The 13445-nt window shown below is 74.5% G+C and carries 17 protein-coding genes and 1 pseudogene; 7 read left to right on the top strand and 11 right to left on the bottom strand.

What is annotated here, in order from left to right; all coding sequences use genetic code 11:
* The 5 genes from AB0I60_RS07430 to AB0I60_RS07410 form a co-directional block, all read right to left on the bottom strand.
* Positions 1-168, bottom strand: coding sequence for a hypothetical protein (locus AB0I60_RS07430; RefSeq protein ID WP_360726528.1), 168 nt, complete (start codon positions 166-168; stop codon positions 1-3).
* Positions 169-589: 421 nt separating this feature from the next.
* Positions 590-1375 (bottom strand): DeoR/GlpR family DNA-binding transcription regulator, encoded by a 786-nt coding sequence (locus tag AB0I60_RS07425; RefSeq protein WP_360726526.1) that lies wholly within the window; start codon positions 1373-1375, stop codon positions 590-592.
* Positions 1376-1535: 160 nt separating this feature from the next.
* Positions 1536-2360 (bottom strand): hypothetical protein, encoded by an 825-nt coding sequence (locus tag AB0I60_RS07420; RefSeq protein ID WP_360726524.1) that lies wholly within the window; start codon positions 2358-2360, stop codon positions 1536-1538.
* Positions 2357-2590, bottom strand: coding sequence for a helix-turn-helix transcriptional regulator (locus AB0I60_RS07415; RefSeq protein WP_360726522.1), 234 nt, complete (start codon positions 2588-2590; stop codon positions 2357-2359). The genes AB0I60_RS07420 and AB0I60_RS07415 overlap by 4 nt, the downstream gene beginning before the upstream one ends.
* Positions 2591-2728: 138 nt before the next feature.
* On the bottom strand, positions 2729-3898 hold the full coding sequence (locus tag AB0I60_RS07410) for an FAD/NAD(P)-binding oxidoreductase (RefSeq protein ID WP_360726520.1): 1170 nt from the start codon (positions 3896-3898) through the stop codon (positions 2729-2731).
* Between the two features lie 76 nt (positions 3899-3974).
* Here AB0I60_RS07410 and AB0I60_RS07405 point away from each other — a divergent pair, with 76 nt between their 5' ends.
* Genes AB0I60_RS07405 through AB0I60_RS07395 form a run of 3 tightly spaced genes read left to right on the top strand, consistent with a single transcriptional unit; the run spans position 3975 to position 6852 of the window.
* A complete protein-coding gene (locus AB0I60_RS07405; protein ID WP_360726518.1) occupies positions 3975-4739 on the top strand; it encodes a GntR family transcriptional regulator in 765 nt (254 codons plus the stop codon).
* A 50-nt stretch (positions 4740-4789) separates the two neighbouring features.
* Entirely contained in the window at positions 4790-6103 is a 1314-nt protein-coding gene (locus AB0I60_RS07400; protein WP_360726517.1) for a rhodanese-like domain-containing protein, read from the top strand.
* Positions 6100-6852: a sulfite exporter TauE/SafE family protein gene (locus AB0I60_RS07395; RefSeq protein ID WP_360726515.1), complete on the top strand. Its 753-nt coding sequence runs from the start codon at positions 6100-6102 to the stop codon at positions 6850-6852. The genes AB0I60_RS07400 and AB0I60_RS07395 overlap by 4 nt, the downstream gene beginning before the upstream one ends.
* A gap of 12 nt (positions 6853-6864) precedes the next feature.
* On the opposite strand, the gene AB0I60_RS07390 is transcribed toward AB0I60_RS07395, so the two are convergent.
* A complete protein-coding gene (locus AB0I60_RS07390) occupies positions 6865-7812 on the bottom strand; it encodes a hypothetical protein (RefSeq protein ID WP_360726514.1) in 948 nt (315 codons plus the stop codon).
* A 363-nt stretch (positions 7813-8175) separates the two neighbouring features.
* On the opposite strand from AB0I60_RS07390, the gene AB0I60_RS07385 reads away from it, so the two are divergent.
* A complete protein-coding gene (locus AB0I60_RS07385) occupies positions 8176-8604 on the top strand; it encodes a nuclear transport factor 2 family protein (RefSeq protein ID WP_360726512.1) in 429 nt (142 codons plus the stop codon).
* A complete protein-coding gene (locus AB0I60_RS07380; protein WP_360726510.1) occupies positions 8582-8938 on the top strand; it encodes a helix-turn-helix transcriptional regulator in 357 nt (118 codons plus the stop codon). Before AB0I60_RS07385 ends, AB0I60_RS07380 begins: the two co-directional genes overlap by 23 nt.
* Before the next feature lie 142 nt (positions 8939-9080).
* Here the strand turns inward: AB0I60_RS07380 and AB0I60_RS07375 are convergent, their stop codons facing one another.
* On the bottom strand, positions 9081-9854 hold the full coding sequence (locus tag AB0I60_RS07375; protein WP_360726508.1) for a GAF and ANTAR domain-containing protein: 774 nt from the start codon (positions 9852-9854) through the stop codon (positions 9081-9083).
* 58 nt (positions 9855-9912) lie between these two features.
* On the opposite strand from AB0I60_RS07375, the gene AB0I60_RS07370 reads away from it, so the two are divergent.
* Complete coding sequence (locus tag AB0I60_RS07370) at positions 9913-10509, top strand: ScbR family autoregulator-binding transcription factor (RefSeq protein ID WP_360726506.1); 597 nt, start codon at positions 9913-9915, stop codon at positions 10507-10509.
* Positions 10510-10519: 10 nt separating this feature from the next.
* Here AB0I60_RS07370 and AB0I60_RS07365 read toward each other — a convergent pair whose 3' ends face one another.
* Positions 10520-11185: a hypothetical protein gene (locus tag AB0I60_RS07365; protein ID WP_360726504.1), complete on the bottom strand. Its 666-nt coding sequence runs from the start codon at positions 11183-11185 to the stop codon at positions 10520-10522.
* A 95-nt stretch (positions 11186-11280) separates the two neighbouring features.
* Here AB0I60_RS07365 and AB0I60_RS07360 point away from each other — a divergent pair, with 95 nt between their 5' ends.
* Positions 11281-11964 carry a TetR/AcrR family transcriptional regulator gene (locus tag AB0I60_RS07360; RefSeq protein WP_360726503.1) on the top strand — a complete coding sequence of 228 codons (684 nt, stop codon included), beginning with the start codon at positions 11281-11283 and terminating at the stop codon, positions 11962-11964.
* Positions 11965-12262: 298 nt separating this feature from the next.
* Here the strand turns inward: AB0I60_RS07360 and AB0I60_RS07355 are convergent, their stop codons facing one another.
* From AB0I60_RS07355 to AB0I60_RS07345, 3 genes and pseudogenes are all read right to left on the bottom strand, one after another.
* Positions 12263-13003 carry a Scr1 family TA system antitoxin-like transcriptional regulator gene (locus tag AB0I60_RS07355; protein ID WP_360726844.1) on the bottom strand — a complete coding sequence of 247 codons (741 nt, stop codon included), beginning with the start codon at positions 13001-13003 and terminating at the stop codon, positions 12263-12265.
* Between the two features lie 21 nt (positions 13004-13024).
* Positions 13025-13132 (bottom strand): annotated as a pseudogene (locus AB0I60_RS07350) (helix-turn-helix domain-containing protein); the annotation flags it as partial.
* Positions 13133-13179: 47 nt separating this feature from the next.
* A complete protein-coding gene (locus tag AB0I60_RS07345; RefSeq protein WP_360726501.1) occupies positions 13180-13422 on the bottom strand; it encodes a zinc finger protein in 243 nt (80 codons plus the stop codon).
* Positions 13423-13445 lie beyond the last annotated feature (23 nt).

Here is a 13445-nt window from a genome sequence, read left to right as displayed (position 1 = left end):
TCACGCGGTGAACCAGCGGGTGACCACGGTCCGGCCGCCGTCGCCGGTCACCCGCAGCCGGAGGGTCCGGTCCGGGAGCGGGGCGGACACCCAGCCGTCCGGACCGATCGGCACGGCGAGGCGGCCGGTCGGGCTCTCCACCACCAGGTCGCCGGACGCGCCGGTCACCAGCACCCGCGCGCAACTGGTCCAGGCACCGGTCCGGGAGCCGGTCGACGGCCCGCCACAGCGCCTGGTCGCGCTGGGCGACGAGCAGGCTCGTCGGGCGGCGGTGCGTCGTCGGGCGGCGGGCGCCGGCCGGCCAACCGCTCCGGGTCGGTGACCCGGTCGAGGTGCTCGACCAGCTTCAACCAGGTGTTCTGCACGACGTCGGCGCAGTCGGCGGAGTCCAGCCGGAAGCCGCGCGATCGACCACAGCAACGCCTCGTAGCGGCTGACGAGCGCGTTCCACGCTTCCTGGTCACCCCGCGCAGCCGCTGCGAGCAGCGACGCGTTGTCCTCGCCCACGGGCGTGCGTCATTCCGCACGGGCACCCATGACAACCAGATGCGCCGCCCGACCGCCGAGACGTCCGCAGCAGGTGCGGCGCTCAGACCTGGACGACCTCGACCCCGCGTTCCCGGAAGCGGCGGACGTCCTCCTCGCCCGCCTCGCTGTCGGTCACCAGCACGTGCACCTGTCCGATGGCGCAGATGGACGCGAACGCCCGCGCGCCGATCTTGGAGGAGTCCGCCACCACGACGACCTTCCGCGCGCGCTCGGCGAGCAACCGGTTGATGTCGGCCTCGCCCTCGTGGTGCGCGGACGCGCCCGCGTCGGGGTCGATGGCGTCCACGCCCAGGAACGTCACGTCCAGGCTCAGTCCACTGAGGATGCGGCCCGCGAGCGGGCTCATCAGCTCGTAGGACTGCGGTCGCGCGACGCCGCCGGTGACCACCAGCTTGACCTGCGGGCGCACGGCCAGCTCGTTGGCGATGTTCAGCGCGTTCGTGACCACGGTGATCACCCCGTCACCGTCCGCACCGCCGACGTCCGCGCTGGTCATCAGCGCGCGGGCGACCTCGGTCGTGGTGGTGCCGCCGTTCAGGCCGATCACCGCGCCCCGCGCCACCTGCCCGGCCGCCGCACGCCCGATCCGCTGCTTCTCCCCGGCCCGCCGGACCGTCTTGTAGCGCAGCGGCAGGTCGTAGGCGACCGAATGGGCGACCGCGCCGCCACGCGTCCGGGTCAGCAACTGCTGCTCGGCGAGGTGGTCGAGGTCGCGCCGGATGGTCGCCCCGGAGACGTCCAGCTCCTCGGCGATGTCGTCCACCTCGATCTTGCCGCGCTCGGCCAACAGCTCCAGCAGCGCGTTCAACCGCTCGTACCGGTTCACCGACCACCTCCTGCGCCGAACAGTAATGCACATTACAGATGCGCAGAAGTGCTCCGAATGCCCGAATCCGAGGCTGCCTCGACGGCCACGCCGACACCGGCCCGGCCCGGGCAAGCGCAGCCCGACACGCCGGCCGGGGCAGGTGACCGGCGTGCGGAGTTCACTGTGGACTGATCGGGGTGTGCGCAGGCGAGAGTTTCATCCTGGGAGCGAACCACTTCCGCGTGAGAGCCTCTTGGACGAACCACCCGACGCTGACGCACACGCCGGCGAGCAACCCGATCATGATGCGGAAGGCGAGAGTCTGCACGTCTCCCGGAAGCGCGGTGAGAGCAGGCTGCGCCAACACTCCGGAAATCATCACGATGCCCGCCACCAGAAACGGCACCACCAGCCGTTCCCCCACCGACGCCGTCCTCAACGCCATCAGCAGCAGCACGAAGCTCAGGAACGTCGACGCAGGGACCAGGGCCAACTTCAGGAACGTGTTGTTCAGGCCGAAGACGGCGACGGCACTCAGCACTGTTCCGACGAGCAGGAAGCCCAAGGCGAGCCCGCGCAACGGTCGCACCAGGCGAACCCTGAGCATCGGGAGCGCCATCACCGCCCCGGTTGCGCTCATGAAGACGAAGAGTTCCCCCTCGGCGGAGAGTGCCGTGGCCTGCACGCCGAACAGCACGCCCGCCAACGCCGAGCACCCGAGCCACAGCAGTGCCTTCCCGGTCGTGCTCCAGCGCAGCGCGGAACGGCGGCGCGTCAACCGGTACGTCAGCGCGGCACAGGCGAAACCCACTGCCGTGGCCAGCTTGAACAACTTGCCGGGCCGGTCGTTGATGACCGCCTCGAACTCCTCCGCACGCCCCGGGTAGCGGATCTCCGCCGCCCACCGGACGAGCCGTCGCGCCAACCACGGCGACACCTCGCCGACCTCGTTCGCCACCAGCCCGAGGGATATCCCCATCACCACGTTCAGCCAGGTGCTCACACCGCACCCCTGGGTAAGAAGTCGCCCACGGTGCCTCGCGCGCCGGGACGACGTTCCGCCAGGAGCGCTGCCGCTTCGACCCGTCCGTTCAGCGTCAACCGGTAGGAACGACGGCGGGGGCGGCTCTCACCGGGATCCAGTTCCTCCCATTCGCCGACCACCCAGTCCCACTCCTCCAGGCGTTCGAGGACGCCGTACACGGTGGGGCCGGAACGCTTGACCGCCTTCATGATCGTCCACCCGTGGGGGACTCGTCCCGCTGGAACGCCTCGGCCGGCACTTCCAGCACGTCCATGAGCGGTGCGGTGATCCGCCTGGTTGTCACGCCCTTGTCTTGCCTAGGTCGGACAAGGCCGATCGGGCGAAAATCAGACCAGGCCGCGAAGCATCAGGTTCCAGTACAGGAACGGCAGCACACGGCGCTTGACCACGTTGTGGTCGGTGCGCTCGCGGACCGGGTCCAGGAACGGCACGGTCGACCGGGGACGGCCGCTGTAGTCGAACTCCGCCAGCAGCAGCGTCCGCCGGCCCGTGGTGATCGGGCACGACGAGTACCCGTCGTACGACGCCGGCAGGTCGCGTCCCTCCGCCGCCGCCAGCAGGTTCGCCACGACCACCGGGGCCTGTGCGCGCACCGCCGCCCCCGTCTTGGAGTTCGGCGTGCCCGCGCAGTCACCCAGCCCGAACACGTCCGGGTACCGCACGTGCCGCAGCGTGCGCGGGTCGACGTCCAGGTAGCCGGACGGGGCCGCGAGCGGCGAGGTCTTCAGCCAGTCCGGCGCGCTCTGCGGCGGCACGAGGTGGGCCACGTCGTAGGGCAGCGGCCGATCGCCGTCCGGCCCGCGCACGACCACCTCCCTCGCCGACGGCCGCACCCGCACCACCTCGCTGCCCAGGTGCACGTGGATGCCGTACCGCCGGGCCACGCCCTCCAGCACCTCCGCGTACTCCGGCACCGCGAACACCGCCGGTCCGGGCAGCACCAGGTGCACGTCCATCCGCCCCAGGACCCCGCGTTCGCGCCAGTGGTCGGCCGCCAGGTAGGCGATCTTCTGCGGCGCACCCCCGCACTTGATCGGCCCGGACGGCATGGCGAACACCGCCGACCCCGTGCGCGCCTCGCGGATGAAGCGCCACATCTCGACCGCGTGCGGCCCGGTGTAGTTGCTGGACACCCCGTCGTGGCCGACCGCGTCCGCCAGCCCGTCGAGCCGGTGCCAGTCCAGCCGGACGCCGGGGCACACCACGAGGTGCCGGTAGCCGATCTCGCCCTCGCGCAGCAGGACCCGGCGGGTGAGCGGGTCCACGCCGACCGCCGCCGAGCGCACCCACCGCACCCCGCGCGGCAGCACGGACCGCATCGGCCGCGCGGACGCCGGGAGCGGTGCGCGCCCACCACCGACCAACGTCCACAGCGGTTGGTAGTGGTGCACGTCGGAGGGTTCCACGACGGTCACGTCCCGCCGCCCGGCGCGGCGCAACCGGGCGGCGACGGTGATCCCCGCCGAGCCGCCGCCGATGACCACGATCCCGTCCACCGCGCCTCCCGAAATGTCCGTACATCTACGCTAGCGCCGTCCCCGACGTCGGACAAGGCAGTGCGAAACTGGCGGGGTGACACCGCGAGCACTGGACCGGTCCGGCGCGCAGCCGCTGTGGCGGCAACTCCAGGACGACCTCGTCGCACGGCTGCGGGCGGGCGGGTTCGACGCCGGCTTCCCCGGCGAGCTGACCCTGGTGGACGAGTACGGCGTGAGCCGCTACACCGTGCGGCAGGCGCTGCAGCGGCTGCGCGCGGAGGGCCTGGTGGTCGCCGAGCGCGGTCGCCAGCCCCGGGTCAGCCCGGCCGCCGACGTGGAGCAGCCGCTGGACACCCTCTACAGCCTGTTCGCCTCGGTCGAGGCGGCCGGGCTGGAGCAGCGCAGCGTGGTCCGGGCGCTGGACGTGCGGGCGGACGGGGTGGTCGCCGACCGGCTCGACCTGGAGGGGTCGACGCCGCTGGTCTACCTGGAGCGCCTGCGGCTGGCCGGCGGCGCACCGCTGGCGATCGACCGCGCGTGGCTGCCCGCCGACCTGGCCGCGCCGATCCTGGGCGCGGACTTCACCCGCACCAGCCTGTACGCGGTGCTGTCCGGGCGGACCGGCGTCCGGCTGGACACCAGCCGCGAGGAGATCCGGGCCGTGGTGCCCACCGCCGCCGAGCGGGCGCTGCTGGAGTGCGGCCCGGACGTCGCCTGCCTCTCGGTGCACCGGCAGGGCAGGGCGGGCGACCGGCCGGTGGAGTGGCGGCACACGGTGGTGCGCGGCGACCGGTTCGCGGTGACGGCCGAGTTCGCCGCCGGGGACCGCCGGTCCACGCGAGCCGTGACGGCCCGCTGACGACCGCCCCTCCTGTCCGTCATAATGTACGGACATATGGAGGTGCGGACATGAACGTCGAGACGATCGACACCGCCGCGCTCGGCGACCGGAGCTACCTGGTGCACGACGGCACCTCGGCGCTCGTGGTCGACCCGCAACGCGACATCGACCGCGTGGAGGCGCTCGCCGACCGGCTCGGCGTGCGGATCACGCACGTCGCCGAGACCCACGTGCACAACGACTACCTGACCGGCGGGCTGGAACTGGCCCGGCGGCACGGCGCGGAGTACCTGGTGGCCGCCGCCGAGGACGTCTCCTACGCGCGCCGGCCGGTGCGGCCCGGCGACACCGTCGCGGTCGGCTCGATGACCGTCACCGCCGTCGCCACGCCCGGCCACACCGAGCACCACCTCGCCTACGTCGTCACGCACGCCGGCCGGCAGGCGGTGTTCTCCGGCGGCAGCCTGCTCTACGGCTCGGTCGGCCGCACCGACCTGGTCGCGCCGGACAAGACCGTCCCGCTCACCCGGGCCCAGTACCGCTCCGCCCGCGACCTGGCCGACCGCGTCGACCCGGACGCCACCCTGCACCCCACCCACGGCTTCGGCAGCTTCTGCTCGTCCGGCCCGGCGACCGGGGCGGGCTCCTCCACGGTCGGGGAGCAGCGCGCCGCCAACCACGCGCTCACCGACCCCGACGAACAGCACTTCGTGGACACCCTGATCGCCAACCTCACCGCGTACCCGTCGTACTACGCGCACATGGGCCCGCTGAACCGCGAGGGCCCGGGGGCGCCGGACCTGGCCGTGCCCGAACCGCTGCGGCCTGAGGCGGTGCGCGGGCTGCTCGACGCCGGCGGGTGGGTGGTCGACCTGCGCTCGCGGGTGGCGTTCGCCGCCGGGCACGCGCAGGGCACCGTCAGCATCGAGTACGGCGACCGCTTCGCCACCTACGTCGGCTGGACCCTGCCGTGGGGCGAACCGATCACCCTGGTCGGCGGGGCGGACGAGGTGCGCGCGGCGATCCGCGACCTGTCCCGGATCGGCGTGGACCGGCCCGGCGTGGGCCGCGTGGACGGCCTGCCCACCACGTCCTACCGCCGGGCGGGCTGGGCGGACCTGGCGGCGCGGCCCGCCCGGCCGGTGCTGCTGGACGTGCGCCGGGCCGACGAGCACCGGGGCGGGCACCTCGCGGGCGCGACGAACATCCCGCTGCACGACCTGGTGCGGCGGATGGCGGAGGTGCCGGCGGGCGAGGTGTGGGTGCACTGCGCGTCCGGCTTCCGGGCGGGCATCGCGGCGAGCCTGCTGCACCGGGCGGGCCGCGAGGTCGTGCACGTGGACGACGAGTGGGACCGCGCCGCCGAGCACGGGTTGTCGTGACCCCGGTCGTGCTCGCCCTGGTGGCCGGGGCGGTGGTGGGGCTGGCGCTGGGCGCGCTGGGCGGCGGCGGGAGCGTGCTGACCGTGCCCGCGCTGATCTACCTGCTCGGGTTCGACACCGCGCAGGCCACCACGGCGAGCCTGGTGGTGGTCGCCTCGACCTCGGCCACGGCGCTGTTCGCGCACGCGCGGGCCGGTGCGGTGCGGTGGCGGTTGGGAGCGCTGTTCGCGGCGGCGGGCGCGCTGCCGGCGGTGGCCGCCGGGCTGCTCAGCCGGCGGGTGCCCGACGCCGTGCTGACCGGCGCGTTCGCCGTGGTGGCCGTGGTCGCGGCGGTGCTGGTGCTGCGCGGCCGGTCGCCGGGCACCGGACCGGTGCGGCCGGCGCGGGCGGCGGGCGCCGGTGCCGGGGTGGGCGCGCTGACCGGTTTCCTCGGCGTGGGCGGGGGTTTCCTCACCGTGCCCGCCCTGGTGGGCGTGCTGGCGGTGCCGGTGCGGTCGGCGGTGGGCACCAGCCTGCTGGTGATCACGGTGAACGCGGTGGCGGCGTTCGGCAGCCGGCTCGGTTCGCTCGCGGCGGTGGACTGGGCGCTGGTCGCGCCGTTCGCGGCGACCGCGCTGCTGGGCGCGTGGGACGGCCGGCGGCTGGCGGCGCGGGTGAGCACGGCGCTGCTGCGCCGGGTCTTCGCGTCCGCGCTGGTCGCCGTGGCCGGGGTGATGGCCGTCGACGCGCTCCTGGTCCACAGTGGATAGTCGACCCGCCGGTCACCGGCTCGGCGCGAACGCGGCGATGCGGGCGGCCAGGTCACGAGCGTGCGGGTCGCCCCGGTACCGGTCGGCCAGGTGCCGCAGCGGCCGGAGCCGGTCGGCGACCCGGGTGGAGCCGATCCCGGCCGCCACCGCGAGCGCCCGCGCGCCGACCTGGTCGGCGTGGTCGAAGTCGCTGTCCAGCAGGTGGTTCGCGGTCAGCCCGATGAGGCTCAGCGCGCGGCTGCGGGCCATCGCGTCCGGGTAGCCGGCGACGGCCGAGGCGAGGGCCGGGATCGCGGTGGCGGTGTGGCCCGCCTCCACCGTGCGGGCCAGCTCGGTGTGCACCAGGCCGGTGACCGCCGACAGGTCCGTCTCGTCGAAGAAGCGGGCCCAGCCGGGGATCACGCCATCCGACGTCCGGGCGAACTCGTCGTGCGCCTGCCGCAGCCGGGTCTCGGCCAGGTCCCGGTCACCGAGCCCGGCGTGCGCCCACGCCTGGTTCGCGCGCAGCAGGGCGGTCGCGTGGTGCGAGCCGGCCCGGGTCGCGGCCAGCACCCCGAGGTCGAAGACCTCCAGCGCCTCCCGCCGCCGGCCGTGGTGCAGGCGCAGCCGGCCCGACCGGTAGCGGATGTTGGCGACCAGGTCCTGGTCACCCGCTTCGGACGCCAGTTCCAGCGCCCGCGCCCAGTGCCGCTCCGCCGCCCGGTCCAGGCCGGTGTCGAAGCACGTCCAGCCGGCGAGGTTGCGCGCGTCGGCCAGTGCGACCCGCAACCGGGTGGCGACGGCCGTGGTCGCCGTCGCCCGCAACAACCGGTCGCCCCACGCGGCGCAGGAGACCACCGCGTCGCGGCAGGCACCACCCCCGCGCAGGTAGTCCAGCCCGCGCAGGTGCCCGGTCTCCGCCTCCACCCGGGCCACGTCGTCCGCGCCGATGCGCGCGGGCACACGTCGTTGCTCCGCCATCGCCGCACCTCACCGCAAGGTCCGCTGGTCCCGGCCACGAGCAAACCCGCGTTCGGCGCAGTGGCGCCCCGCGCACCGGGGGTACCACTCCCACGGATCCGGACCGTTGGAGGAGGAAGTTGGCCCCTGGGTCCTGACCGGTGATCCGTACCAGGGTTGGGGAGTGATCATTCGCGGGCCGCTGCGGCGTGGCGGTACACGGTCGGCACGCGGAGGAGTACCCATGTACCGGAGGGCGTTCGCCGCCGCGACACGGCCTGGAGGTGCGCGTGGTGCCACGATGTCCGCGAAGACCGGTCCTCGCCGGGTGCGGGCCGTGCGGACGGGCCGGACCGCCGGCGCGGTGTCGTCCGTGGTCGGCGGATGACGCGGCACCGCACTGAGGTCACGATGGTGGTGGAGAAGCTCGTCGCCCGGTGGGCTGCGAAGGACACCGCCGGGCTGAGCAGGTTGTTCGCCGACGGCGTGCGCTGGTGGACCGCGCCGGTGGCGGGTGCGCCGTGGCCGGTCGAGGTGCGCAACCCGCGCGAGGTCGAGTCGTTCTTCCTGGCGTACCGGGCAGTCCTGGAGCTCACCGGCATCACCACGCGCGGGCTCGTGGTGGACGGGCGGGAGGCCGTGCTCACCGGCCGGCTGCACGCACGGGTCCAGACCACCGGCGCGGCGCTGTCCTACGACTTCGCCATGGCCGTCAGCGTGCACGGCGGACTGGTCACCGAATTCCGCATGTATGCGGACACACTGGCAATCGCACGTGCACTCGCACAGGATGTTCCACCGGTATCACCGTGATGCCCCGCCGTTTTTCCGCTTCGCGCTGGAAGAATGTCCGGCGAACCGCCGGAGAGAACAGGAAGGTACCGCCGTGCGACTCTCGGGACCGATCAGCGAAATCCTCACCGAACTGAGACGCGGTCGCGGGCTGACCCAGGACGACCTGGCCGAGCGACTGCACACCGCGTCCGGCAACACGAGCGTCACCAGGGAGGAGGTGTCCCGCTGGGAGCGGGGCAAGCGCATCCCGGGACCGTACTGGCGCAGTTGGCTCGGCCAGGTGCTGGAGACCCCGCAACAGGAATTGGAACGCGCCGCGGCAATCGAACGGGCAGCCCGCCGCCGGCATTGACCGGCGCGATTGCCGCCCGCCGCCCGGCCCGACCGCCACGGGCCCCCGGTCCGAACACCGGACAACCGGACCGGCAGGGCGCACACGGCCCCGCCCGGTGAACTCGGCAACCGGGCCCGACCCCGCTGCCGCACAGGGCTTCTCAGCCCTGGTCGGTCTCGGGTCCCGCCTCGGGCCCGACGCCGGGGTCGACGCCCGGATCGACGCCGAACCGCAGGTCCCGCAGCAGCACGTCCGCCGCCACGTCGCCCAACCGCCGCCCGGTCCCGTAGGCGTAGGCGCGCATCCGGACGAACGCGGTCTCCAAGTCGCCCCGCGTCTGCACCGCCACCACCCCGGTCGCCCGGCGCACGATCGCCCACCGCGCCTCGACGGCGTCCGAGAACGGGTGCGCGCCCGACCGCGCCGGCCCGCGCAGCAACAGGACCATTGCAGCGTCGGCCAGCAGCACCCCGTCGGCCGCCTCGCCCTCGGTGCAGGGTGCCGCCACGGGCCGCAACGCCTCCAGGCACCCCAGCACGGCCGCGCCCGCCATGATCGGGAACGCGACGACACCCGCCACGCCCTCGGCGCGCGCGAACGGCGTGAACACCGGCCACCGGGCCGCGCTGCCCGGTGCGGCCAGGTCGGTCACCACGACCGGGCGCTCCGCGCGCAGGCAGTCGAGCGCGGGGCCCTCGCCCAGCGTGACCTCCGCTTCGCTCAGCCGGTCGCCGAGCGGCCCGAGCACCCAGGCGGGCTCGCCCCGACCGGGCGCGGAGACCTGGTAGACCACGGCTTCCCCGGCGTGCAGCGCCACGGTGGCGGCCAAGGCGACGTGGTGGACGCCCGCCGGGTCGCGGTCGGCCGCTGCGAACCGGCGCACCCGGCTCCACACGCGGGTGCGCCGTTCGTCGTCGGGCAGTCCGTGGCCCACACCGCAATGCTCACAGCAGCGGTTGTGGTCCGCTGGACGAACCGCGAAAATCGGCCGGGTGACGACACGGGACGGCTTGCTCAGCGCGGCGGCCGAGGCGTTCGACCGCGACGGGTACGTGCGGGCGACCATCGACGACGTGTGCGACCTGGCCGGTGTCACGAAAGGCGCGCTGTACGGGCACTTCAGCTCGAAGAAGGCCCTCGCGGTCGCCGTGCTGGACCGGCAGGCGCAGGAGTGGACCAGGACCCGGGAACGCCTCCAGCGCGTGCACCGCAGCCCGTTGCAGGTGCTGGTGGACCTCGGTCACGCGGTCAACGAGGACCGGGCGGTGGCGCAGCGGCTGCTGTTCCAGGCACCCATCTGCGACGACGACGTGGTCGACCGCCAGGTCGCGCAGTGGACGTCGACCGTGCAGGAGCTGCTGCGCGCGGCCGAGTACCGGGGCGAGCTGCGCGACGGCGTGGACGTGGAGGCGTGCGCGGACGCCGTGGTGGCGGCCCTGGTGGGCGTGCAGCTCATGTCGCTGGCGGTGGAGGACCCGGAAGGCGTCGCCCGCCAGGTGGCCCGCCTGTGGCGGACGTGGCTGCCGACGCTGGCCCGTCCCGAGGTGTGCGCGTCCCTGCGCGTCGAACCGCCCCGCCGGCGGCGCTGACGCGACCCGGTCAGCCGGGCAGGACCGCCCACACGAACGTCCCGTCCGACCAGGTGGTGGACCAGCCGCAGCGGCGCGCACCCGCCGCCGCGCGCCGCAGCGCCCGCGCGTCGCACGGCACCACGACGTCCTCCCCGACCCCGACCACGAACTTCCCGCGCCACCACTCGAAGACCACGGTCGGCCGCACCCCCCGGGACGTGAGCCCCACCAGCGCGCCCGCCGTGTCCGCCGCGTCCGGGGCCAGCCCCGGCAGGTCCCACATGCGGCACGTCTCCTCGGCGGCCAGCCGGGCGAACGCGGCGCTCCCGCGCAGCGGCAGGGGCAGCCGGACCACCCGGCGCCGGGGCGGGGCGCCGACGGCGTCCAGCGCCTGCCGCACCGAGGGGTAGCCGGGCACCGGCCAGCCGCCCCGGTCGGCCGGCGCCACCAGGATCGGCACGCCCGGCCACTCCGCGACCTGGTGCCACACCGAGCGCAGCACGGCTGCCGCCGTGGCGCGCTCGAAGGCCAGGTTCCCGAGGTCGACCACCACCGCAGTTGGTTGGGCCAGCACGGTTTTGAGCAGGAGGTCGCGCATCCGGGCGTGCGTGGTCCCGTTCAGCATCCCGAACAGGGACAGCACGGCCACGCCGTCGGTCCCGAACAGCTCCGCTTCCAGCGTCTCTTCGCGCACCGCGATCTCCCGCGCTTCCCGCGACCCACCGGGCCGGTAAGGAGAGGTACCCTGTGTTGCCGGAACTACGCGTCCTTCGAGATGGGGAGTTCCTCTTGAACGACCTCGCGCAAGGTGCCCGCACCAGGGCCGGGCTGATCACGGCGAGCATCGAGCTGTTCGACCGCGACGGGTACGAGCGCACCTCGCTGGACTCCGTGTGCCGGGCCATCTCGGTCACGAAAGGCGCGCTGTACCGGCACTTCCCGTCCAAGCAGGCCCTCGCGGCGGCGGTCGTGGAGGAGCACTTCTCGCGCTGGCACGAGGAGCGCGACGCCGTGGAGTCCTCCGGCGCAGGACCGCTCCAGACGCTGATCGACCTCACCCACCGGATGAGCGCGCTGACCGCGACCGACCGGACGGTCCGGGTCGGCGTGCGGCTGCTGTTCACCAGCGAGCTGTTCGACCTGCTCGCCGGCGTGCACTTCGTCAGCCTGGTGGTGATGGTGCGCGACCTGCTCGGCCAGGCCGTCGCGGCGGACGAGGTGCGGCCGGGGCTCGACACCCGCGAGGAGGCGGACGGCATCGCCGCCGCCGTCATCGGGTCCCAGGCGCTGACCGTGATCACGAACCGGGGCGACCCGGCGGACCGGCTGACCACCATGTGGCGGCACCGGTTGGAACACCTGGTCCCGCCGGCCCTGCGCGCGCACGTCCGCCCCACCGCCCAGGTCGACGGGAACGGGCGGCCCCGCGCCGCGCAGTCCGGCCCGGTCATGGCGAGGTCGTCGCCGGGGTGACGCGGGTCGTCGCCGGGGTGGCAGTCGGGAACGGGACGTCGGTCGGGAACGGGACGCCGACCGCAGCGCCCCCGCGAACCGCCCCGCCGGTCACCACTCCCCCGAACCTGCCCGCGACCGCCACCGGAGCGCAAGCGGCCGTCGGGGCGAGCCACCCCCGGACCGGTGAAGATCAGCGCGGACGCCGGGACCGCCGGCCCGCCATCACCCGGACGGACGCGCCGCCACGGTGGTCGTGCGCCCGGGTCTCCGGTGATCGAGGCGTACCGGAACGCGCCGACCGCGCGGTGCGCGGTGGTCACGGCGCCCTGCGCGAGACCAGCCGCCGGTAGTCCGCGCACACCACGTCCAGCAGCCGCCGGAAGGCGTCGCCGAACACCGCCGACCGGTGCAGCCGGCGGAAGGTCTTCAGGTGGCCGCGCACGTCGTCCTGGTCGGTGATCACCACGTTGCCGGACACCAGGTCGAACACCACCATGGTCTCGTCCAGCACCACGAACCCCGCGTCCGGCAGGGTGACCGGCGTGTACCAGGGGATGACGCCCAGCTCCACGTCGGGCAGCAGGCTCAGCGCCCGCAACCGGTCCCAGTGCTCCGACGCGGAGCGCAGCGCGCCCTCGGACAGCACCGCGACCAGCGTGCGGCCCGGGCGGACCTCGCGCAGGAGCGGGGCCGGCACGCCGCAGATCGAGAACGCCCGCACGGTCGACGCGGCGGCCTCCGTCCGGGCGACCGCGACCTGGCGCCGCGCCACACCCCGGTGCAGCACCGCGCGGCGGTGCCCGGCGTCGCTCCACACCTTGTCCGCCAGCGAGAGCAGCTTGCGCCGCGCCTCGGGCGACACGCCGTAGACGTCGGCCAGCCGCTGGACGTCCACGACCTTGGGCAGCAGCCGCCCGGTCTCCACCTTCGACACCTTGGACTGGCTCATGCCCGCCCGCCGGCCCGCCGCCGCGCCGGTCAGCCCCGAGGCCAGCCGGGCGCGCAGCAGGTCGAGGGACAGCTCCTCGCGCCGGGCCCGCGCGTCCGCCACCGCCATCATCGTGGTGGCCGGGCGGTGGCCGCGCTTGCGCAGCCGCACGCCCCCGGCGACCAGCGCGCTGCGGACCGTGCCGTAGGACCGGCCGGTGGCCTCGGCGAGCGCGCGGATCGTCTCCCCGCGCCGGTAGCCGGTGACGACGAACTCGGCGAAGTCCGGCGCTCCCTGCGGCCCGCTCACGGCGACCACACCGGGGCGGGCACCGGGCGGGACCGGGGGAAGCCCGCTATGCCCTCGTGCGCCCGCCACGCGGCGTCGCAGTCGGGACAGGTCGGCCAGCACCAGTGCACGTAGGACTGGGTGTGCTGCACGGTCAGCGGCAGGCCGCACAGCGTCGCGGCGTCCTCGCCGGCCACGGGTTCGCGGCGGATGGCGTGGCGGCGGCCGTCGTGCGGCATCCAGCGGAAAGCGCGGGTCATCTCGGTTCCTCCCCTGCCTGAAC

Source organism: Actinosynnema sp. NPDC050436 (genome assembly GCF_040655415.1).
In the GTDB taxonomy this organism is placed as follows: Bacteria; Actinomycetota; Actinomycetes; order Mycobacteriales; family Pseudonocardiaceae; genus Actinosynnema.
Note: the sequence above shows the minus strand (reverse complement) of the source record. Positions and strands in the feature narration are given on the sequence as shown.